The following is a 22242-nucleotide window of genomic DNA, read 5'->3' as shown; positions in this document are numbered from 1 at the left end:
CGAACAGCCCGCAGCGGACGGGCTTTTCCTTATGAATCAATGACTTGCGTGCAGGCACGCATCGTGCAAACGATGGCTGCGACACACGCAAGCCATGATTCGAGACACCTCCGCCCAGGACACCGCCCTCGCCCCTGACACCCGCAGGCGCAAGCTGCGCCTTGCCATCGGCGCGGGCGCCGCCTTGCTCGCCGCCGGCATCGCGGCGACCTTGCTCAGTGGCTGGCATGCCGGCACGCAGTCGGTGAATGCGCAGCGCCTGCGCATCGCGCCTGTCACGCGCGGGACACTGGTGCGCGACGCGGCGGTGAACGGACGCGTGGTCGCCGCCGTGAGTCCCACGCTCTATGCCACGGCCGCGTCCACCGTCACCCTGAAGGTCAACGCGGGCGACACGGTGAAAAAGGGCGATGTGCTGGCCGTGCTCGAGTCCCCGGACCTCGCGGGCGCGCTCAAGCGCGAGCAATCCAGCTTCGAGGAGCTGCAGGCCGAGGTGCTGCGCCAGCAGCTCATCGCGCGCAAGGCGAAGCTGATCGCGCGGCGCGACGCCGACCAGGCCGAGATCGAGCGCATCGCGGCGCAGCGCGCGTACGAACGCGTGGAGGCGGCCGGCATCGAGGGCGTCATCGCGAAGAACGATTTCCAGAAGGCGCAGGACACGCTGAAGTCCGCGCAGATCCGCAGCAAGCATGCGTCGGAGGCCGCGCTGCTGGAAAACGACGACGTGGACCTGCAGCTCAAGACGCGCCTGTCGCAACTGCAGCGCCAGAAGATCGCCCTGGACCTCGCGCGCCAGCGCGTGGACGAACTCACGCTGCGCTCGCCGATGGATGGGTTCATCGGCAGCCTCGCCGTCGCCAACCGGGCGGTCGTCGCGGCGAATGCGCCGCTGATGACGCTCGTCGACCTGACGCGGCTGGAAGTGGAACTCGAGATTCCCGAGACCTACGTGGCCGACCTCGGCATCGGCATGAACGTGGAAATCACCGCCGGCGAGATCAAGGCGACGGGCAAGCTCTCCGCGCTGTCGCCCGAAGTTGTCAGGAACCAGGTGCTCGCCCGCGTCCGCTTCTCCGGCGCGCAGCCGCAGGGCCTGCGCCAGAGCCAGCGCGTGCAGGCGCGCCTGCTGATCGACGAGAAGGCCAACGTGCTGATGCTGCCGCGCGGCCCCTTCGTGGAAGCGCAGGGCGGCCACTACGTGTACGTGGTCGAGGACGGCGTGGCGCGCAGGCGCCCCGTCACGCTCGGGGCGATGAGCGTCGCCGCCGTGGAAGTCGCGGGCGGGCTCAAGGCCGGCGAGCAGGTCGTCATCTCCGGCACCGAGGCGTTCGACAACGCCGAGGCCGTCTCCATCAACCCCTGAAACGAAAGGCCACCCATGCTGCGCATGCAGGACTTGAGCAAGGTGTATCGCACCCACATGATCGAAACGCACGCGCTGCGCGGCCTCGACATCCACGTGAAGGAAGGCGAGTTCGTCACCGTCACCGGCCCGTCGGGCTCGGGCAAGACGACCTTCCTGAACATCGCGGGACTGCTGGAGGACTTCACGGGCGGGGAATACACGCTCGACGGCGTGAACGTGAAGGGGCTCGACGACAACGCGCGCTCGCGCCTGCGCAACGAGAAGCTCGGCTTCATCTTCCAGGGCTTCAACCTCATTCCCGACCTCAACCTCTTCGACAACGTCGACGTGCCGCTGCGCTATCGCGGCTTCAGCGCCGCCGAGCGGCGCGAGCGCATCGGGCAGGCGCTCACGGACGTGGGCCTCGCCTCGCGCATGAAGCACTACCCGGCGGAGCTCTCCGGCGGCCAGCAGCAGCGCGTGGCGATCGCCCGCGCGCTCGCCGGCAGCCCCAAGCTGCTGCTGGCCGACGAGCCGACCGGCAACCTGGACACAAAGATGGCGCGCAGCGTCATGGAGCTCCTGGAGCAGATCAATGCGAAGGGCACGACCATCCTCATGGTGACGCACGACGCCGAACTCGCGATGCGCGCGCAGCGCAACGTGCACATCATCGACGGCTACGTGAGCGACCTCGTGCGCAAGACGCCCTCGCTCCTCGAGCCCGAAGCCGCAACCGCCTGAAGGGAGCGCGCATGTTCGCCTACTACCTGCGCCTGGGCGCCCGCAGCCTGCGCCGCAACCCGGTGCTCACCGGCCTCATGGTGCTCACGCTCGCGATCGGCGTCGCGGCGAGCATTTCCACGCTCACGATCCTGCACGTGATGTCGGGCGACCCGATCCCGCACAAGAGCGCGCGCCTGTTCTCGCCGCTGCTGGACAACGCGCCGCTGAAATCCTACGTGCCCGGCTACCGCGAGCCCTTCGCGGTGCAGATGACCTACCCCGACACGATGAACCTCCTCGCCTCGGGGCAGGGCACGCATCGCACCGCGGTGCTGGACATCGCGGGCTCCGTGGAGCCGCCGCGCGCAGACAAGCCGCCGACGGAAATACGCGGCGTCGCGGTGAACGCCGACTTCTTCGAGATGTTCGAGGTCCCGTTCCTGCAGGGCGGCGCCTGGGGCGCGGGCGACGACAAGGCGGGCGCCCGCGTCGCCGTCCTCACGCGCAAGAAGGCGCAGGCGCTTTTCGGCGCGGGCGACGCGGTGGGCAAGCGCTTTCGCATCTGGAGCCGCGAGTTCCAGGTGGTCGGCGTGCTGCAGGACTGGAACCCCGTGCCGCGCTACACGCACCTGCTGAACGGCAACGGCGGCAAGTTCAACGGCGAGGACGAGATCTACGTGCCGTTTCGCGCCGCGATCGAGGCCGAGCAGTCCTCCAACGGCAACACGAGCTGCCCCGGCGAGCTCGGCGCGGGCTACAAGGGCCTGCTCGAATCCGAATGCACGTGGATCCAGTTCTGGTTCGAGCTCGCTTCGGCCGCGGAGCGACCGGCGCTGCAGAATTTCATGGACAACTATGTCGCGGAGCAGCGCCGCCTCGGCCGCTTCGAGCGCCCCGTGCCGGCGCGCATCTACGACGTGATGGAGTGGATGGAGTTCATGCAGGTGGTGAACAACGACAGCAAGGCCGCGGTCTGGCTCTCGCTCGGCTTCCTGCTCCTGTGCGTGATCAACACCATGGGCCTGCTGCTCGCGAAGTTCTCCGTGCGCGGCCCTGAAGTCGGCGTGCGCCGCGCGCTCGGGGCCACGCGGCCCGCGATCATCGGCCAGTTCCTCGTGGAGACCGGCGTGATCGGCCTTGCGGGCGGGGTGCTCGGCCTGCTCCTGAGCCTGGGCAGCCTGTGGGTGATCCGGCAGCAGTCGCGCGACCTCTCGGTCGTGGCGCACATGGACTGGCCCATGCTCGGCCTCACGCTGGCCATCGCGCTCGGCGCGAGCCTGTTCGCCGGCCTGCTGCCGACCTGGCGCGCGAGCCGTGTCACGCCGGCCCTGCAGCTCAAATCCCAATAGACAGGGGACACCATGGAACTCCGACCGATCTTCTCCGCGCTGCTGCGCAACAAGACCGCGCCGCTTCTCGTGGCGCTGCAGGTGGCGATCAGCCTCGCGATCCTCGCCAACGCGCTTTTCATCGTGCAGACGCGCCTGGCCTCCGCGCAGCGCCCGAGCGGCATCGACGACGAGGCGGCGGTGGTGTACTTCCAGGTGCGCCCGCTGGACAAGCGCACGCACAACGAGGCGATCGAGCAGCAGCGGCGCGAACTCGCCGCGCTCAAGGCGCTGCCCGGCGTGCGTTCCGTGGCATGGACGACGCAGATGCCCATGTCCACCTCGGGCTCCTCCGGCAGCGTGCGCACGAGCCTCGCGCAGACGCGCGCCACGGCGGACCCCGCGATCTACTCGGCGCCGTCGGACCTCGTCGCCACGCTGGGCCTGAAGCTCACCGAGGGCCGCGACTTCAAGGAGGACGAGGCGGTGGAGATGGACCCCGAGAACGACTCGTGGATCGACAAGTTCCCCAAGGTCGCCATCGTCACGCGCAGCCTCGCGGAGCTGATGTTCCCGGGCGAAACCAGCTTCCTCGGCAAGCGCTTCTACCAGGGGCTCGGCGTGGGCAGCGAACTGCGCATCGTGGGCGTCGTGGAGCACCTGCAGACGACGCAGGCGCAGCCCGGCGCCGCGGGCGACTACTCGATCGTCATCCCCTGGCGCCTGTCGAATCCCTCTTCGCGCTATGCGCTGCGCGTGGACCCGGGGCAGGGCGACCGCGTGCTCGCCGCGGGCGAGGAGGCCTTGCGCAAGGTGAATGCGCGCCCCGTGCGCGTCTCGCAGCGCACGGTGACCGAGGACCGGTACAACCGCTACCGCAACGAGCGCGCGATGGCGTGGATGCTCGTGGCCGTGAGCGTGCTGCTGCTGCTGGTCACGGTGAGCGGCATCGTCGGCATGACGGCGCTGCGCGTCGCGCAGCGGCGCAAGCAGATCGGCGTGCGCCGCGCACTGGGCGCGCGCTGGCGCGACATCGTGCGCTACTTCGTCACCGAGAACCTCTTCATCACATCGGGCGGCATCGCGGCCGGGCTGGTGCTGGCGATCGGGTTGAACCAGCTCCTGATGCGCAACCTCGAGATGGGCCGGCTGCCGCTCGGCTACCTCGCCTTCGGCGCGGCTGCGCTCTGGCTGCTCGGCATCGCGGCGGTGTGGGGCCCGGCCTCGCGCGCGGCGAACACCCCGCCCGCCATCGCGACGCGGACTGCGTGATTGGTATGCTGGCGCCCGCATGCCCAACGTCCTGATCATCGACGACAACCCGTCCATCGCCACGGCGCTGGACGTGCTGCTGTCGCTGCACGACATCGCCACGCAGCATGCCGACTCCCCGCAGGCGGGCCTCGCGATGCTGGGGGAGGGCGGCGTGGACCTCGTGATCCAGGACATGAACTTCGCGGCCGACACCACGTCCGGCGAAGAGGGGCAGGCGCTTTTCCGCAGCCTGCGCGAGCGCCATCCGGACATGCCCGTGATCCTGCTCACCGCGTGGACCCACCTCGACACCGCCGTGCAGCTCGTGAAGGCCGGCGCCGCCGACTACGTGGCCAAGCCCTGGAACGACGAGCGCCTCGTGACGACCGTGAAGAACCTGCTGGAGCTCGGCCAGGCCAACCGCGCGCTGCGGGCGCGGCTGCAGCGCGAGCGGCGCGGGCGCCGCGAGCTCGAGGCCCAGCACGACCTGCGCGGCATGGTGTGGCGCGACGCCGCGACCGAGCGCGTGCTCGAAGTCGCCTGCCAGGTGGCGCGCGCGGACGTGCCCGTCCTCATCACCGGCCCGAACGGCGCGGGCAAGGAGCGCATCGCGCAGATCATCCAGGCCAACTCGCAGGTGAAGGACGGTCCGTACGTCACGCTCAACTGCGGCGCGCTGCCCTCCGAGTTGATCGAGGCGGAACTGTTCGGCGCCGAAGCCGGCGCGTACACGGGTGCGACGAAGGCGCGCGCGGGCAAGTTCGAGGCGGCCGACGGCGGCACGCTGTTCCTCGACGAGATCGGCAATTTGCCGCCCGCGGGGCAGGTGAAGCTGCTGCGCGTGCTGGAGACGGGCCGCTTCCAGCGCCTGGGCTCCAACGAGGAGCGGCAGGTGCGCGTGCGCGTCCTCAGCGCGACCAACGCCAACCTGCGCGCGATGATCAAGTCCGGCGCGTTCCGGGAGGACCTGCTGTACCGCCTGAACGTGATCGAGCTGGAGTTGCCGCCGCTCGCGCGCCGGCCCGACGACATCCTGCCGCTGGCGGAACACTTCCTGCAAGAAGGCGCCGTCCCCGCGAAGCGCCTCGACGCGTCCGCGCAATCGGCGCTGCTGCGGCACGCGTGGCCCGGCAACGTGCGCGAGCTCAAGAACATCATGCAGCGCGCCGCGCTGCTCGCGAAGGGCGAAGCGATCACGGCGCCCGACCTCGGCTTGCCCCCAGGCGCCGCGCCCGACGGCGAGCCCGAGCCCGACAAGTCGGCGATCGAGGAGGCGCTCGCGCGGCACCGCGGCGTCGTCGCGCAGGCGGCGTCCGACCTCGGCATGAGCCGGCAGGCGCTGTACCGGCGCATGGAGCGGCACGGCATCGCGCGCGCCGGGGGCTGATGGCGGGCGGCAGGCGCATTCGCATCACGCTGGCCTCGCGGCTTGCCGGCGTGGTGGTGCTGCTGGTTGCCGCCGCCGTCGCGCTCGCCACCTTCCTGCTGCGCTGGCTGCCGCGGGAGCCGTGGCTGGCCGCCGGCATCGCGCTGGCGGTGATGCTGCCGGTCGCGGTCATCGCGGTGCGTGCGGTGCTGCAGCCGGTCCTCGCCATGTTCCGCGCGCTGGGCGGCACCGTCATCAGTTACCGGGACGGCGATTTCTCCTTCGGCCTGCACTGGGAGCGCGACGACGAGATCGGCGACCTGGTGGCGTCCCACAACGCCTTGGGCGACGTGCTGCGCGAGCAGCGTGTGCAACTCGTGCAGCGCGAATTGTTGCTGGACACGATGGTGCAGAACACGCCCGTGGCGATGCTGCTGGTGCAGGAGGGCGGGCCGGTGGTCTTCGCGAACATCGCGGCGCGCCAGCTGCTGCATCGCGGGCGGCGCATCGAAGGCGTGGACATCGCCGCCGTGCTGCAGCGCGCCTTTCCCTCGCTGCGCGAGGCCTACGCGCGCGGCGGCGACGGGCTCTTCAGCGTGAGCCGGGTCGCCGGCGATGGGGAAGAGGGCGGGGCGGAAGACGAGATCTACCACCTGGCACGGCGCGAGTTCACGCTGAACGGCCGCAAGCACGAACTCCTGCTGCTGCGCCACCTCACGGCCGAGCTGCGGCGCCAGGAAGTGCAGACCTGGAAGAAGGTGATCCGCGTCATCAGCCACGAGCTCAACAATTCGCTCGCGCCGGTCGCGTCGCTGGCGAGTTCGAGCGCGCAGCTGCTGCAGCGCGGCCAGACCGAGCGCCTGCCGGACATCCTGCGCACGATCGAGGACCGCGCGCGGCACCTGGAGCGGTTCATCGAGGGCTACGCGAAGTTCGCGAAGCTGCCGGCGCCGCGCATGGAGCGGGTCGCGTGGCGAAACTTCATCGAAGCGCTGCAGTCGCAGGTGCCCTTTCGCGTGCAGGGCGAACTGCCGGGCGAGCCGGGGACCTTCGATGCGGCGCAGATGGAGCAGGCGCTCATCAACCTCCTGAAGAACGCGCACGAATCGGGGTCTGCGCCGGATGAAGTCTGCGTTTGCGTGCGGCGCGCCGGCGACATGACGGCGATCGAAGTCGCCGATCGTGGCTCGGGCATGGCCGCCGCCGTGATGGAACAGGCGCTCGTTCCCTTCTATTCCACCAAGCGCAGCGGCACCGGGCTCGGACTCGCCCTCGCCCGTGAAATTGCCGAGGCGCATCATGGCCGCATCGGTATGCACAACCGGCCCGGTGGCGGCCTCGCCGTCACGCTGGTCCTTCCTGCTTCTCCCGCCCATCCGTGAGTCATTGAAGAGCTTCGCAGCCCGTCAGTAATTCACGATTTCCCGCTCGGCAGTGATCGACTTCTGTCGGTCTTCTCCTACGCAGCTCGCAGAGTTTTCCGATACCGCCGGCACGGAGAAATGCCTACGCTGTAGTCAGTCACCAAAGACGCTACCGCGACCACCTCAAGGGAAACAACGATGAGCATCCAACAAGCACAAGCGATCGGGCTGTCCCCCCTGCCGAACTTCGGCGCCAGCGATTTCGTCAACAGCGATTTCGACGCGCTGGAATCCCACATGCGGCGGTGCGAGCGGTCGCGCGACCGCATGGCGAGCGTGCGCCTGGCGCTGGAAATGTTCCACTCGGTCGCTTCCGCCCGCATCGTGACCACGGGCGCCGTGTTCGCGACCTGCGCCCTGGTGCTCCTGGCCATCGCCTGAGCGGCGGGTGAACTCCGCCGTCGTCGACCGGCTCCCTTCGCTCTCCCCTTTCGCCAGGAACCTGCTGCTTTCGTCTCCCGAGCGAGCCGAACCTCCCATCCGGTCCGAACTCTTCGGGCTGCACCGCTTCGAAGAGCACGGCCTGAGCCTCGCGCGGGCGCAGACCGTCGATGAGTCGCCCGCCACCGCCTGGCGTGCCGCGCGCGGCGCTTTCTTTCCGCGGGTCACCGAGAACATCGAGTCGCTGCGCGCGTCCTACGACTACATCGCCGCGACCTCGCAGGGCGGCCAGTACGTCACCCCCGCGGCCGAGTGGCTGCTCGACAATTTCCACCTGGTCGAAGCCCAGATGCTGGAGATCCGCGAGGGCGTGCCGCGCCGCTACTACGCGGAGCTGCCCAAGCTCAACTCCCCGCCGCTCGAGGGCCTGCCGCGCGTCTACGGCATCGCGTGGGCGTACGTCGCCCACACGGACAGCGTCTTCGATCCCGCCACCTTCACCGCGCTGCTGAACGCCTACCAGGAGGTGAGCGAGCTGCGGCTCTCGGAGTTGTGGGCCATGCCCACCACCCTGCGCGTCGTCCTGCTGGAGAACCTGCGGCGCGTCGCCGACGACATCGCGTTCGGCAAGGTGGCCCGCGAGGCCGCGCACGCGGTGTGGGACAGCGAGACGCCGCCCACGGGCGAGGAGCTGGACAAGCTGCGCCTGCTGATGCGCGAGCGCGGCATCGAGCGCCCCTTCCTCACGCAGCTGTGGCAGCGCGCGCCCGCGCTGCGGGACGAAGAGGATCCCTCGCCGGTCTTCGCGTGGGTCGACCGCCATTGCGGCGACGGCCCCGCGCTGACCCTGGAGAGCCAGGCCGCGCAGGTGGCGTCCAACCTCACCGTCAGCAACATCATCACGACGCTGCGCATGATCGGGCACGTGGAGTGGATCGAAGTGATCGAGCCGCTCAGCCGCTCGCTGCGCGTGCTCGACCGCCTCCCCAGCTTCCGCCGCGAGAGCGAGATGACGCGCAAGCTCATCACGCACGCGATGGAGCGCCTGGCCAAGCGCTGCGCCCTGAGCGAGCGCGTCGTGGCCGAGCGCGCCGTGGCGCTCGCGCAGGCGGCGCCGCTGGACCAGCCGGTGCAGCAGACCGCGGGCTACTACCTCATCGGCCCGGGCCGCGGCGAGCTCGCCGGGGCGCTCGGCTTGCCGCAGCATGCGCCGAGGCGGCAGCACCGCGACTGGCGCCTCTTCGCCTACATCGCCGCCATCGTGGTGGCGACCTCCTTCGTGATGATGGTGGGCCTGCACCACATGGCCGGCAGCGGCTGGGCGTGGGGGGTCGCGATCGCGCTGCTGATGCTGCCGGCCTCGGAGGCGGCGGCGTCCTTCGTGCACCGCATGCTCGCGGAATCGGTGCGCGTGAACTACCTGCCGCGGCTGGACTTCGGCGGCGGCATCCCGCAGGAGCATCGCGCGATGGTGGCGATGCCCTCGCTGCTCACTTCGCCCGCGTCGATCGATCGCCTCGTGCACCGGCTGGAGCTGCACTGGCTCTCCAACCGCGAACTGCAGGCGCAGTTCGCGCTCGTCACCGACTGGGCCGACGCGCCGGAGGCCACCGCGCCCAACGATGCCGACCTGCTGCAATACGCGCGGCGCGCGATCGACCAGCTGAACGCGCGCTACCCCGCCGCGCAAGGCATGCGCGACCGCTTCCTGCTCCTGCACCGCGGGCGCGAGTGGTGCGAGACGCAGCAGGCGTGGCTGGGCTGGGAGCGCAAGCGCGGCAAGCTGGAAATGCTGGTGCGCTGGCTCGCGCGCGGCGACGCCTCAGGCTTCCTGCCGGTCGCACCGGCGCAGTCGCCGATGGACGGCATCCGTTACCTGCTCACGCTGGACAGCGACACGGGCCTGCCCCCCGGCGCCCTGCGCGAGCTCGTCTCCGTTGCCGCCCACCCGCTCAACGCGCCGCGATTCGACGAAGAGAAACGGCGCGTCGTCGCGGGCTACGGCATCCTGCAGCCGCGCGTGGTGGCCCCGCTGCCGGAGGACCCGGAGCGCACGCTCTTTCACAAGCTCTTCGCCGGGCAGTGCGGCATCGACCCGTACAGCCAGAGCGCCTCCGACGTCTACCAGGACCTCTTCGGCGAGGGCAACTTCAGCGGCAAGGGACTTATCCACGTCGAGGCGATGCACGCCGCGCTGGACAGGCGCTTGCCCAAGGAAGCCGTGCTCAGCCATGACCTGCTCGAAGGAACGATCGCGCGCTGCGCCTACGTGAGCGACGTGGTGCTGATCGAGGACCACCCGAGCCACCCGTCGGTGGCGGCGTCGCGCCTGCACCGCTGGACGCGCGGCGATTGGCAGCTGCTGCCGCTGATGCTGCGCGCGAAGCGGCACGGCATCGACGACCTCGGCCTGTGGAAGATGACGGACAACCTGCGCCGCTCGCTGGTCCTGCCGGCGTGCTGCGCGTTGATCGGCTGGGCGGTGTTCAGCAGCGCCATCCCGCTGGCCGCCGTGCTGTGGATGACGGTGGGCGCCTTGCTCGCCGGGCCGCTGCTCGGATCGCTCGCGGGCCTCGTGCCGTTGCGGCGCGGCATCGCGTGGCGCCACTTCTTCGGCGTCGGCCTGCGGCAGCTCTACCTCACGCTGGCCGCGGCCGGATGGCAGTTCGTGGAACTCGCGGCCAACGCGCGGCTGTTGCTCGGCGCGGTGCTGCGCACCCTCTGGCGCATCGGCGTGAGCCGCCGCCGCCTGCTGGAGTGGACCACGGCCGAGCAGGCCAGCGCCGCCGCCGGCACGCAGCTCGCGGCCTTCCTTCGCCATGACGCCCCGGTGTCGATCGCCTGCCTGGTGCTGGCGCTGCTGGCGATGAACGGGCCCCACCCGGTGGCCGGCGTGGTGATCTTTCTCACCTGGGCGCTGGCGCCCGTGCTCGAGTGGGTGTCCAGCCTGCCGCGCCCCGCGCAGGCCCCGCCGGTGGAAGGCAGCGAGGAGCATCGCGAACTGCTCGCGATCGCGCACGACACCTGGCGTTTCTTCGAGCGCGTGGTGACCGCCAAGGACAACCACCTGCCGCCGGACAACCTGCAGATGGTGCCGGAGGCGACCATCGCGCACCGCACCTCGCCCACCAACATCGGGCTGTACATGCTGGCCGTGCACTGCGCGCGCGAGTTCGGCTGGGTCGGCGCGCGCGATGCCGTGCAGCGGCTGCGCGCGACGCTGGGTTCCATCGAAAGGCTCGAGCGCCATCACGGCCACCTCATGAACTGGTACGACACGACGACGCTGCAGGTGCTGCTGCCCGCGTACGTGTCGACCGTGGACAGCGGCAACTTCGCGGGCCTGCTGCTCACCGTGGCGCAGGCGTGCGAAGAAGCGTCGCGGGAGATCAGCGGCCCCGAGCTGTCGCAGGACTGGCTGGACATCGCCGCCCGCTGCCGGCGCCTGTACGACGAGATGGATTTCCGCCCGCTCTACGACGCGCGGCGGCACCTCTTCCACATCGGCCTGCGCGTGCACGAGGACGAGCTCGACCCGAGCCACTACGACCTGCTCGCGTCCGAATGCCGCCTCACGAGCTTCCTCGCGATCGCCAAGGGCGACGTCTCGCGGCGGCACTGGACGGCGCTCGGACGGCCCTTCCTCACCGTGGGCGAGGCGCCCAGCCTGAAGTCCTGGTCCGGCTCGATGTTCGAGTACCTCATGCCCTCGCTCGTGATGCCCGAGCCGCGCGGCAGCCTGATCGACGTCGCCGCGCGCGCGGCGATCACGGAGCAGCAGGCGTTCGGCGTGGCGCAAGGCCTGCCCTGGGGCGTGTCGGAGTCGGCGTACTTCGCGCAGGACCACACGCTGGCCTTCCAGTACGGCCCCTTCGGCGTGCCGCGTCTCGCCTTGCGCCGCACGCCCGCGACGGACCGCGTCGTCGCGCCCTATGCGACCTTGATGGCCGCGATGTTCGAGCCTTCCGCGGCGCTCACCAACCTGCGCGCGATCGATGCGCTGGGCGGGCGCGGCGAGTTCGGCTTCTACGAGTCGCTGGACTTCACCGCCGCGCGCCAGGGCGACGACCGCGGCTTCAGCCTGGTGGAAACCTTCATGGCGCACCACCACGGCATGTCGCTCGTGTCGCTGTGCAACCTGCTGCGCGCGAGCGCCCCGCGGCGCTGGTTCCGCGCCTCGCCGGTGGTGCAGGCGCACGAGGCACTGCTGCACGAATGCACCCCGCGGCTCATCTCGCGCACGCCGGATCCACGCCGCCTGCCCGCGGGCCAGGGCGAGCGCCAGCAGCTGCCGATGCAGGCGCGCGAGGTCGACCCGCAGATCCGCGGCTGGAAGCCCACGCACCTCCTGTCCAACGGCAGCTACAGCGTCGCGCTGCGCGCCAACGGCGCCGGCGTGAGCCGCTGGCGCGGCAAGCACGTCTCGCGCTGGCGCGACGACCTTGCGCGCGATGGCTACGGCACCTTCTTCTACCTGCGCACCGCGGGCGAGCCGCCGATCTCGCTCACCGCCGTTCCCGCACCGGGCCCGGGCTGGCTGTACAACGCGCGCTTCATGGCCGACCGCGTGCAGTACGACGCGCGCGGCGGCGAGATCTCCTCGCTCGTCACCGTGGTGGTGAGCCCGGAGGACGATACGGAACTGCGCACCGTCGCGATCCACAACAGCGGCCGCCGCGAGATCCGCTGCGAGCTCGTGTCCTGCTTCGAAGTCGCCCTGGCCGACCACCGCGCCGACGAAGCGCACCCCGCGTTCTCCAACCTCTTCGTCGAGACGCGCTGGCACGAGGAGTGGAACGCGATGACCTTCGTGCGCAAGCCGCGGCTGGGCAGCGGCGAGGCCGCATGCGCCGCGCACATGCTGGCATCGTTCGAGGGACACATCGAATCGGTCACCTGCACCGCGGACCGGCGCGCCTTCCTCGGCCGCCAGCGCGACATGAGCGCGCCGCTCATGCAGCCGCAGGCCTTCAGCGCGCCGGGGCAACCGGTCAACGGGCTCGATCCGGTCGCGAGCCTGCGCATCACGCTGCGCATCCCGCCCGGCGCGTCGGCCCGCCTGCACTTCGCGACCATGGCCGCGACGAGCGCCGAGGAGCTCGCGAGCCGCATCGACACCTACCTGCAGCCCACGCACATCCAGCGCGCGATGCGCATGGCGGCCACGCTCGCGCAGGTGCGCCTGCGCGATCTGGCGCTCTCGCCCGAGCTCACCTCGTCGCTGCAGGACCTCACCACGGCGCTCATGTACACCGCGCCGCGGCTCGTGTCCGATCGCCAGCCGGTGGACCAGCGGCTGCTCTGGCGCTTCAGCATCTCGGGCGACAAGCCCATCGTGCTGGTGCGCATCCATTCGGCGCACGGCATGCCGCTCGTGCACGCGCTCATGCGCGCGCAGTCGTGGTGGAACTTCGGCGGCCTCGCGGTCGACCTCGTGCTGCTGAACGGCGAGCCCAACTCCTACCAGATGCCGCTGCAGCGCGACATCCAGCAGCTGCGCGACCGCCTGCAGCAGAGCATGCAGCAGAAGGTGTATGGCGGCGAGGCGGGCGGGCTCTTCGTGCTGCGCGACCAGGAAGTGAGCGACGCGGAAAAGGGCGCGCTCGCCTCGCTGGCGCGCCTGGTGCTCAACGCCGACGGCCGCCCGCTGGAAGTGCAGCTGGCCGCATGGCGCGAGGCGCTGTCGCCCACGCTCGTGCCCGGCCGCGTGCCCACGAGCGGCGGCTGGCGCGCCGCGGCCGGGGCGCCCACGCTCGGCTCCTTCGACCCCGGCAGCGGCGAATACCGCCTCGCGCTGCGTCCGGGCCAGGCGACGCCGCGCCCGTGGGTCAACGTGATCGCCAACCCGAGTTTCGGCTTCCAGGTGTCCGAGCGCGGCAGCGGCTACACGTGGGCGATCAACAGCCGCCTGCACCAGCTCACGCGCTGGTCCAACGACGCGGTGACCGACCCCACACCGGAGCACTGGCTCCTGCAGGACCTGGACACGCGCGAATGCATCGCGCTCTTCCCGGGGCTGGAGGGCAACGCGCTCTCGCACCACGTGGTGCGCCATGGCCAGGGCTACAGCACCTTCGAGACCTCGCAGAACGGGCTCATGCTGGAGACGACCTTCCTCGCGGACACGCAGGATCCGGTGAAGCTCGTCTCCATCCGCATCACCAACGAAAGCCCGCGTGCCCGCAAGCTGCGCGCGGTCGCGCTGGTCGAGTGGATGATGGGCGCGGGCCTCGCCGACCGCCGCACCGTCCACACCTGGAAGGAAGACGACATGTCGGTCCTCTTCGCGCGCCAGCGGCAGGCGCGCGCGGGCTTCGGCGGCTGCACCGGGTTCCTCGCCCTGGCCGGCGGCGAAACGCGCATGCGCTGGACCTGCGACCGCTCGGAGTTCTTCGACGACTCCGGCCGGCTCGTGCTGCCCGACGTGCTGGGCAAGCGGCGCGGCGCGGGCGATCCGGCCTCCGCGATCGCGCACGACGTCGAGCTCGACCGGGGCGCCAGCATCACGGTCGTCTTCGTGCTCGGGCATGCGACGAGCGAGGAAGGCGCGCTGCAGCTCGCGCGCAAGTGGATCGGCCGCGACGCCGCGATGGCGCTGTCGCACGTGCGCGAGCAGTGGACGCAGCTGCTGGGCGCCGTGCAGGTGCGCACGCCCGATCCGGCCTTCGACGCGCTCGTCAACCGCTGGCTGCTGTACCAGACCGTGACATGCCGCTTGTGGTCCAAGGCCGGCTTCTACCAGGCCGGCGGCGCCTACGGCTTTCGCGACCAGCTGCAGGACGCGATGGCGCTCGCGACGGCCGCGCCCAAGCGCCTGCGCGACCAGATCCTGCTCAATGCGTCCCGCCAGTTCCCCGAAGGCGACGTGCAGCACTGGTGGCACGCGCCGGGCGGCGAGGGCGTGCGCACGCACTTCTCCGACGACCTGCTTTGGCTGCCCTATGCGACGGCGCACTACCTCGATGTGACCGGCGACCTGACGATCCTCGACGAGCGCGTGGGCTTCCTGGACGGCCCGCAGATTCCCGAGGGCGCGGAAGACGCGTACTACGTGCCGCAGCAGGCGTCCGAAGGCGCGACGCTGTACGAGCACTGCGCGCGCACCATCGACAAGAGCCTCGCGACCGGCGTGCACGGCCTGCCGCACATGGGCACAGGCGACTGGAACGACGGCATGAACCGCGTCGGCCACGAGGGCAAGGGCGAGTCCGTGTGGCTCGCGTGGTTCCTGTGCAGCGTGGTCGAGAAATTCGCGCCCACCGCCACCGCCCGCGGCGAGGCCGAGCGCGCGCAGCGCTGGGGCACGGCGCGCAAGGGCTGGATCGAGGCGCTGCACGGTCCCGCGTGGGACGGCGAATGGTTCCGCCGCGCGTTCTTCGACAACGGCGCGCCGCTGGGCGCGAGCGCGAACGAGGAATGCCGCATCGACCTGATCGCGCAGGCCTGGTCGGTGCTTTCGGGCGCGTCGGAGCCGCAGTACACGGCCAAGGCGATGGCGTCGTTGGGCACGCACCTCATCGACCGCGAAGCGAACCTGCTGCGCCTGCTGCATCCGCCGCTGCAGCATTCGGCCAACAACCCGGGCTACATCCAGGCCTACCCGCCCGGCGTGCGCGAGAACGGCGGCCAGTATTCGCATGCCGCGGTGTGGGCGATGATGGCGCAGGCCCTCACCGGCGACCACGACGGCGCGTGGAAGAGCTTCGAGGCGCTCAGTCCCGCGCACCGCTGGCAGAACGCGGCGCTCGGCCAGGCCTACGAACTGGAGCCCTACGTGATGGCGGGCGACATCTACAGCGCGCCGCCCTACATTGGCCGCGGCGGCTGGAGCTGGTACACGGGCTCGGCCGCGTGGCTCTACCGCGCCTCGGTGGAGACGCTGCTGGGCCTCACGGTGCGCCCCGGCGCGGTGCGCCTGGAGCCGCGGGTGCCGGGCCACTGGCCGCGCTTCGAGATCGTGCTGCGGCTGGCCGGCCGCTGGGTGACGCTCGCGTGGCGTGCCGACGGCACGGTGCCGCCCCCGGGCAATGTATCGGGTCCGCAGAAGCAGGTGCGCAGCGGGGAATGGATCGAACTGGACGAGCTGCCGCAGCGCTCGACCATCCTCGTCACACCGGCGCCGAGAGAGGTGCCTGCGCCTGCCGACACGGTGCGCCAGGAGCCCTGAAGCGCGGCGCGAGCCGGCCGCGTGCAAGGCGGCCCCGGCTCGCGTATCGTTGCGCTCGTGCAGGTGCTCGACAACATCTTCTGGAACGCCCTCACCGGGCCGCAGGCGAAATTCGCGAGCGGCGCCGGCGGCGCGCGGCGCTTCGCGCGCGGCTTCTCACCCATCGTCGGCTTCCGGGATGCACAGCAGCCGGACTTCGACGCGCTGGCGCCTTACTGCGAGCCGGGGGAGCATTTCTACTGCGCGGACTGGACGGGCCCGCCGCCTGCGGGCTGGACCGTCGAGGCCGAGGCGACCATGTACCAGATGGTGTGGGATGCACCCGTGCCCGATGCGGTGCACGACCCGCGCATCGAGCGGCTGCAGCCTGGGCACGCGCCGCTGGCGGCCGAGCTCGCGGCCCTCACGCAGCCGGGTCCCTTCGGCCCGCGCACGCCGGAGCTCGGGGAGTATTTCGGCGTCTTCGAGGACGGGCGCCTCATCGCGATGTGCGGCGAGCGCGTGCAGGCGGCGGGGGTGCGCGAAGTGAGCGGCGTGTGCACGCATCCGCAGGCGCAGGGCCGCGGGCTCGCGCGCCTGCTCGTGAACCACGTGGTGCGCCGGCAGATGGCGCGCGGCGAGCAATCCTTCCTGCACGTGATGCGGTCCAACAACGGTGCGCACGGCCTGTACGCGCGCATGGGTTTTCGCATCCACCGCGAGTGCCCGGTGCGCGTGGTGGCGCCCAGCTCATCCATGGGATGAGGTGAAATAAAAGCCGGAAAGGATGAGGCGGGCCCGCGCACATCCAATTAACATCGGGGGATGGAGAAGCGCAAGGCGGTGAGGGTCTTCCTCGTGGAAGACATGAACCAGTTGAAAGGTGTGATCGAAGATCTGCTCAGGAGCATGGGCAACTTCGTCGTCGTCGCATCGGCCGGGACCGAGGCGGAAGCCATCCTGTGGCTGACCGAGAACCAGGGCAAGTGGGACCTCGCGGTGGTGGACCTCGTGCTCGAGCAGGGCACCGGCATGGGTGTCATCGCGCGGACGAAGGGACGCCCCAGTGCCTCGAAGGTGGTCGTGTTCAGCGACTACGTCACCGAAGGCATCTCGAAGTACTGCCTGAAGCTCGGCGCGGACGCGGCCATCCCGAAATCGGACATGCCGGCCTTCATGGAATTTTGCGGCGCGCTCGCCTGAAGGGCGTTCAGGCGGCCAGCGCTTCGCGTTGCCGGCCCAGCACCGGCGCATAGGGCGCATCGCCCTCCACGTGGTTGAAGAGGCGCGCGGGATAGGCGCACATGAGCGAGAAGGCGCCCTGGTTCTGCAGGTCGTTCCACAGGGCTTCGAGCCGCAGCGCCGCTTCGGGTTTGCCGTCGTCCCACAGCAGCGAGACCATTTCGCCGAACGCGACAGCGGGCCGGCCCTCGGCCGCGGCCATGCGCACGAGCGAACCCACATGGCGGTCGAAGGCGGCGGCATCGGGCCAGCCTTCCACCAGCACCTGGTCGAGCGTGGAGCGCGCATCGATGAGCGAGAGCACCCCCACGGCCGCGCCGCCGCGCAGGTATTCGCGATGCAATCGCACGGACACCGCATGCGCGATGCCCGGCCGCGCGATCACGAACGCGTGCCGGCCTTCCCGCAGGGCGGGGCCCACGTAGTCCACCAGCATGGAAACGAGCTGGGCGTCCTGGTCGTAGAACCGGACGCTGTCGCGAAAGGGCAGGGCGGGGGAGGTCATGGCGCTGATTCTGGAAGGGCCCGCGCTGGCGGCCTGTAGGAGCGGAGCGATTCCGCGATGCAGCATTCGTCCCGTCAGCCGGCGGTCATGCGGGGGCGCCTTCCGTGTAGCGCACGTCGCCGATCCAGTTGCGCGCGCGCCGCGCGAGGCGCGACGCTTCGTCCTCTCCGTCGAAGCTGGCGGGCGCATGCCGCAGCAACGCAGGGTCGACGCCCTCGAAGGCGTGGACGCTCACCACCGCGTAGAGCTTGCCGTCGATCTCCGAGGTCACGACCGGCACCACGCCGCATTCCGAACAGATGTGGAAGGTGGCGGTTTTCGTGCCGAAGGCGTAGCGCGAGACGCGCTCCGGATGGCTGACGTGGACGGTGAGCGCGCCGGTCGGGCAGGACGTCCAGACGCCGCCGTGCTTGGTGCAGAAGGAGCAGGTGCACGCCCGCGCGGGGATTTCCGCAGGCTCCGGTGTCCAGTCGAGCTGGAAGGAAATGTTGCCGCAATGGCAGCGACCGGGGATCCGCATGGCTATTTGTCCGTCAGGGCCAGCTTGGCGCCCAGGCCCGCAAACGCCGCCGCGAAACCGTTGCGCAGCCAGCCCTGCACGCGCGCCGACTCCATCACCACCGCGCGGAAGGCATGGGCGACGACGCCGTAGACCACGAACACGGCGAAGGTCATCGCCATGAACACCGCGCTCAGCACGAGCAGCTGCACCAGCGCATCGCCCCGCGCGGGATCGACGAACTGCGGCAGGAAGGCGAGGAAGAAGATGGTGAGCTTGGGGTTCAGGATGTTGATGAGGAAGGCCTTGACCACCAATCCGACCGACGAGGCGCGCGCCACGCTGCCGTCCACCGCGAAGGCCGATTTGTCGCGCCAGGTTTGCCAGGCGACGTAGAAGAGGTAGGCGACACCCGCGTACTTCAGCACATGGAAGGCCACCGCGCTCGCGTGCATCACCGCGGCCAGGCCCAGCACGGTCGCGGCCAGGTGCGGCACGATGCCCGCGGTGCATCCGAGCGCGGCGAAGATGCTGGCGCGGCGCCCCTGCATGATGCCGGTGGACACGGTGTGGATCACGCCGGGCCCGGGAATCAGCACGACGATGAGCGAGGTGATGAGGAACTCGAGCGTGATCATGGACCTCTCCGGTTGAAAGCCATCATGGTTTCGGAAGTTCCAGCGTCATGAAGACGCTGTGGGGGTCTTCCGCGTAGCTGCCGAAGGGGCCGCATTCGGTGAAGCCGACACTGCGGTAGAGCCGGTGCGCGGGCTCGAAGGCGGGATGCGACCCCGTCTCCAGGCTGAGCCTGTCGTAGCGGCGTTCGCGCGCCACGGACAGGATGTGCTCCAGCACTGCGCGGCCCGCACCGCGCCGGCGCATCGCGGCCGGCGTGCGCATGGACTTGATCTCCCCTTGGGTGGGCGAGAGCTCCTTGAGCGCGCCGCATCCGATGAGGTCTTCCCCGTCCCACACGGACCAGAAGGTGATGCCCGGCGCGCGCAGTTTCGACAGGTCGAGGGCGAACACGTTCTCGGGCGGCGAGAGCTCGTACATGTTCGCCAGGTGCTCCTCGAGCAGCGCGTGGACTTGCGGGCGGGTGAGGTCGTCGACTTCGATGCGCATGGTGGCTTCAGGTGTCCGGATGGTCGCGCTGGTATTTTGCCTCGGCCTGCTCCAGGTGGCGCACGAGCACGTGGGAGACCAGGTTGATGCCGATGCCGCCGAAGAGGGCGGGCAGCAGGTAGAGCGCGAGCGAGAGTTCGGAGAGGAAGACGGCATCGTCGGCCAGCGACGGCGTGAGCTTCGCGGCGGCGGCCACGTGCTGCAGCAGGTAGATGTCCACGGCCGACAACGCGACGAGGAGCAAACCCAGGCCGAGCACCGTGTAGGCAGAGATGGCCTTGCGCACGAGCATCGCGCCGTAGATGGCGACGGGCACCACCAGCGACAGGGCGACCAGCGCCCAGAACTCGACCTCGGTGAAGACGGACTGGCTCACCCGCTCAGCCGCCCACGGGCGCAAAGCGCGGCTGCCGCACGCCATCCACTTCGACGTCGCCGAAGAACATCGCGTGCGGCCTCACCCACAGGCCGGATGCGTTGTAGAGCGGGCGGTAGACCACCAGCGGCTCCAGCGTTTCGCTGTGGCGCGCGCCGCCGACCACTTCGTAGTCACCGCCTTTGTAGTGGCGGTAGCGGCCCGCGGGCGTGGCGGGCAGGGGAGGGAGATCGTCACCGGGCGCTGACATCAGTTCTTCACGGCGGCGAACGCCAGCGTGCGGTAAGGGAAACGCAACTCCGCCCGGCCTTGCAGCGCCGGGTGCGTCGCGACGAGCTGTTCCAGCTCCGCCTGGACGTGCGCCTTCCCGGCCGGGGGCAGCGCCGCGAGGAAACTCACGCTCATGAACCGGTCGATGACCACCTGCTGCGCGCTGCCCACGTGCTCGTACGCGAACGCCGTCTCGCGCAGCGGGCCGAAGCGCGGATGCGGGAAGGGCTTCTTCCAGTCGCCTTTGTAGAAGCGTGGCGCATCGCCCTCGTAGGGCGTGATGAGTTCGGTGATCGCGCGCACCCAGTCCACCGATTCGTCGCGCACGTTCCAGACGAGGCCGAGACGCCCGCCGGGCTTCAGCGCGCGCGCGAATTCATCCAGCACGTCGGTCGTGGCAAACCAGTGGAAGGCCTGCGCGCAGACGATCGCATCGAGCGACGCGTCCGCCACCGGCAGCGCCTGCGCGGTCCCGGCCAGCGCCACGACGCCGGGGAGCTTCGCGGCTTCCGCGCGCATCTCGTCCACCGGTTCGATCGCCAGCACCTGCGCGCCCGTGGCGCTGAGCAGCTTGCAGAACTTGCCCGTGCCCGCGCCCACATCGGCGACGCGCCGGCCCGGGCCCAACGCGAGGGTCTCCTCGAGCCAGGCCTGCAGTTCGGGCGGATAGTCGGGACGGCCGCGGCTGTAGGTGCCCGCCTCCCGGGCGAAGCCTTCGCGGGCGGCGGAATGGACGTCGGTGGTCGTGCTCATGATGCGCAGGATCATGCAGTCCCCGCGTGCACCATGCAAGTTCAAAGGCGCAAGGCAGGGGCATCGCACAGTCGTTGCAGGATGTCACGCAGGACCGCCGCGTTCGCCGCCGGCCCTTCCGCCAGCGCCTCGGCGCAGATCGCCTCCGCCGTGACTTCCGCTTCGCGCACGGCGCGCTTGCCGCCGGGCAGCAGCACGGCATAGCGCTTGCCGTCGGTGCCTGACTCGCGCCTGAGCTGGCCGGTTTTCTCCAGCGGCATGAGTTGCCGCGTGACCCCCGACAAGCGCACGCCCATGGGCGAGACCAGCGCCGCGACCGGCAGCCGTTCCTGCGGCGCACTGGCCAACGCGCGCAGCAGGCGGAATTCAGCCAGGCCCAGTCCATGCATCGTGCCGAGCACGTCATCGAGCTTGAGCATGAGGCGGGCATAGGCGTCGCACACCTGCATGCACAGGGCCATCGCGTCGGGCTTCATGCGGACACTCCTTCGCGCTCGTTGTAGCCGGCCGGGGCCCAGCTTCCGAGTTCCTGCCGCCACATCGCCAGCAGTCCCTCGAGTTCGGCCGCGGCGTCGAACCCCGGCTCCTCACGCTTCTTCACGGTGTCGACGATCTCGAAGCTGAACCGCTCCGCGCCCAGGCGCAGCCAGTCGGCCTGCAGCGCCTTGTTGCGGTGGCCTCGCATCGTGAGTTCGAAGCGCGCGCGGTTCATCGCGCCATCGACGTTCATGCTGCCGTTCACGTACACGCGGTGGTCGTCGAGGTTGCGTATTGCGAACACGCCGGCGGGCGGCGGGTTGTCCTTGTAGTGGCGCGAGAGTTCGCGGCGCGCGGACGGGGATGAGGGGGCGGGATTCGCCATGACAAAGCTCCTGGTTCGTTGGAGGCCAATCCCGCGCTTGGCCAACGAAACAACGGTGCCGTCAGGTCGAATGAATCGAGAAGACTGTGGAGGGTGAGAGCCTCTTGTGCGGGCAGGCGCCCCTCAGCGCCTGAGCCGCGATTGTAGCGAAGGGCGGGGTGTCGCGAAAGTGTCCGGCGGCGCGCGCAGGCGTTGCCGCGCGAGTGCGACCCACGGGGGGCGGCCATAGCCACGCACCAGGTCGCGGCCGATCTCGGCCCAGGAGGGGTCGGCCGGGTCGAGCGCGAGTTCGCGGATGAATTCGTCCCGGGCGACGACGTATTGCCGTCCGTAGGGCAGCACGAAGCTGCCGGGATGCGACGCCTGCGTCTCGAGCGCGGGCGCATAGGACGCGAACCACTCGTTGAACAGCGTCGTGCAGCGCGGGGCGTGCCAGAAGGTGCCCATGTCGTCGCCGTGCGCCGAATCGCCGCCGAGCACCTTGCGCGCATGATCCCAATCGCGAAAGCCCGCCTCGCGCGAGACGGCGATCAGTTCGTCGCGCAGGCGCAGGCCGTGCGATGCGTCCTCGCGGCGCGCCGCATTCAGCCGGATGCGCGCGCGGGCCTTGACCTCGGTGACGGCGGCGTTGTCGGCCAAG

General features: G+C 70.2%; 20 protein-coding genes. 10 read left to right on the top strand and 10 right to left on the bottom strand.

Annotation, left to right across the window (positions count from 1 at the left end; all coding sequences use genetic code 11):
• The first annotated feature begins 94 nt into the window (after nucleotides 1–94).
• The 10 genes from I5803_RS11445 to I5803_RS11400 all read left to right on the top strand — a co-directional run bounded on the left by I5803_RS11445 (nucleotide 95) and on the right by I5803_RS11400 (nucleotide 17173).
• A complete protein-coding gene (locus I5803_RS11445) occupies nucleotides 95–1363 on the top strand; it encodes an efflux RND transporter periplasmic adaptor subunit (RefSeq protein ID WP_196986487.1) in 1269 nt (422 codons plus the stop codon).
• A 15-nt stretch (nucleotides 1364–1378) separates the two neighbouring features.
• Nucleotides 1379–2089, top strand: coding sequence for an ABC transporter ATP-binding protein (locus tag I5803_RS11440; RefSeq protein WP_196986486.1), 711 nt, complete (start codon nucleotides 1379–1381; stop codon nucleotides 2087–2089).
• Nucleotides 2090–2100: 11 nt separating this feature from the next.
• A complete protein-coding gene (locus I5803_RS11435) occupies nucleotides 2101–3420 on the top strand; it encodes an ABC transporter permease (RefSeq protein ID WP_196986485.1) in 1320 nt (439 codons plus the stop codon).
• A gap of 12 nt (nucleotides 3421–3432) precedes the next feature.
• The gene (locus tag I5803_RS11430) at nucleotides 3433–4671 is read left to right on the top strand and encodes an ABC transporter permease (protein ID WP_196986484.1); all 1239 of its coding nucleotides are present in this window, start codon (nucleotides 3433–3435) and stop codon (nucleotides 4669–4671) included.
• A 19-nt stretch (nucleotides 4672–4690) separates the two neighbouring features.
• Nucleotides 4691–6040, top strand: a complete 1350-nt coding sequence (locus I5803_RS11425; RefSeq protein ID WP_196986483.1) for a sigma-54-dependent transcriptional regulator — start codon at nucleotides 4691–4693, stop codon at nucleotides 6038–6040.
• Nucleotides 6040–7401, top strand: coding sequence for a sensor histidine kinase (locus I5803_RS11420; protein ID WP_196986482.1), 1362 nt, complete (start codon nucleotides 6040–6042; stop codon nucleotides 7399–7401). The genes I5803_RS11425 and I5803_RS11420 overlap by 1 nt, the downstream gene beginning before the upstream one ends.
• A gap of 180 nt (nucleotides 7402–7581) precedes the next feature.
• Nucleotides 7582–7824, top strand: a complete 243-nt coding sequence (locus I5803_RS11415; protein ID WP_196986481.1) for a hypothetical protein — start codon at nucleotides 7582–7584, stop codon at nucleotides 7822–7824.
• A 7-nt stretch (nucleotides 7825–7831) separates the two neighbouring features.
• Nucleotides 7832–15991, top strand: coding sequence for a GH36-type glycosyl hydrolase domain-containing protein (locus I5803_RS11410; protein WP_196986480.1), 8160 nt, complete (start codon nucleotides 7832–7834; stop codon nucleotides 15989–15991).
• A 21-nt stretch (nucleotides 15992–16012) separates the two neighbouring features.
• Complete coding sequence (locus I5803_RS22420; RefSeq protein ID WP_354001652.1) at nucleotides 16013–16735, top strand: GNAT family N-acetyltransferase; 723 nt, start codon at nucleotides 16013–16015, stop codon at nucleotides 16733–16735.
• 60 nt (nucleotides 16736–16795) lie between these two features.
• On the top strand, nucleotides 16796–17173 hold the full coding sequence (locus I5803_RS11400; protein ID WP_196986479.1) for a response regulator: 378 nt from the start codon (nucleotides 16796–16798) through the stop codon (nucleotides 17171–17173).
• Nucleotides 17174–17180: 7 nt separating this feature from the next.
• On the opposite strand, the gene I5803_RS11395 is transcribed toward I5803_RS11400, so the two are convergent.
• The 10 genes from I5803_RS11395 to I5803_RS11350 form a co-directional block, all read right to left on the bottom strand.
• Entirely contained in the window at nucleotides 17181–17717 is a 537-nt protein-coding gene (locus tag I5803_RS11395; protein ID WP_196986478.1) for an MEDS domain-containing protein, read from the bottom strand.
• A gap of 85 nt (nucleotides 17718–17802) precedes the next feature.
• Nucleotides 17803–18237 carry a GFA family protein gene (locus I5803_RS11390; RefSeq protein WP_196986477.1) on the bottom strand — a complete coding sequence of 145 codons (435 nt, stop codon included), beginning with the start codon at nucleotides 18235–18237 and terminating at the stop codon, nucleotides 17803–17805.
• A gap of 2 nt (nucleotides 18238–18239) precedes the next feature.
• Nucleotides 18240–18854: a LysE family translocator gene (locus tag I5803_RS11385; protein ID WP_196986476.1), complete on the bottom strand. Its 615-nt coding sequence runs from the start codon at nucleotides 18852–18854 to the stop codon at nucleotides 18240–18242.
• 22 nt (nucleotides 18855–18876) lie between these two features.
• Entirely contained in the window at nucleotides 18877–19341 is a 465-nt protein-coding gene (locus I5803_RS11380; protein WP_196986475.1) for a GNAT family N-acetyltransferase, read from the bottom strand.
• Nucleotides 19342–19348: 7 nt separating this feature from the next.
• On the bottom strand, nucleotides 19349–19717 hold the full coding sequence (locus I5803_RS11375) for a hypothetical protein (protein WP_354001651.1): 369 nt from the start codon (nucleotides 19715–19717) through the stop codon (nucleotides 19349–19351).
• A 4-nt stretch (nucleotides 19718–19721) separates the two neighbouring features.
• The gene (locus tag I5803_RS11370; RefSeq protein WP_196986473.1) at nucleotides 19722–19967 is read right to left on the bottom strand and encodes a DUF1653 domain-containing protein; all 246 of its coding nucleotides are present in this window, start codon (nucleotides 19965–19967) and stop codon (nucleotides 19722–19724) included.
• Nucleotides 19967–20740: a class I SAM-dependent methyltransferase gene (locus tag I5803_RS11365; RefSeq protein WP_196986472.1), complete on the bottom strand. Its 774-nt coding sequence runs from the start codon at nucleotides 20738–20740 to the stop codon at nucleotides 19967–19969. Before I5803_RS11365 ends, I5803_RS11370 begins: the two co-directional genes overlap by 1 nt.
• Nucleotides 20741–20781: 41 nt before the next feature.
• Nucleotides 20782–21216, bottom strand: coding sequence for a MarR family winged helix-turn-helix transcriptional regulator (locus I5803_RS11360; protein ID WP_196986471.1), 435 nt, complete (start codon nucleotides 21214–21216; stop codon nucleotides 20782–20784).
• Nucleotides 21213–21602 (bottom strand): GIY-YIG nuclease family protein, encoded by a 390-nt coding sequence (locus I5803_RS11355; protein ID WP_196986470.1) that lies wholly within the window; start codon nucleotides 21600–21602, stop codon nucleotides 21213–21215. The genes I5803_RS11360 and I5803_RS11355 overlap by 4 nt, the downstream gene beginning before the upstream one ends.
• Nucleotides 21603–21725: 123 nt before the next feature.
• Nucleotides 21726–22241 carry a hypothetical protein gene (locus tag I5803_RS11350; RefSeq protein ID WP_196986469.1) on the bottom strand — a complete coding sequence of 172 codons (516 nt, stop codon included), beginning with the start codon at nucleotides 22239–22241 and terminating at the stop codon, nucleotides 21726–21728.
• Between the last annotated feature and the right edge of the window lies 1 nt (nucleotide 22242).

The organism is Caenimonas aquaedulcis (assembly GCF_015831345.1).
In the GTDB taxonomy this organism is placed as follows: domain Bacteria; phylum Pseudomonadota; class Gammaproteobacteria; order Burkholderiales; family Burkholderiaceae_C; genus Ramlibacter; species Ramlibacter aquaedulcis.
The sequence above is the reverse complement of the archived record's forward strand: the minus strand, read 5'-3'. Positions and strand labels throughout refer to the sequence as shown.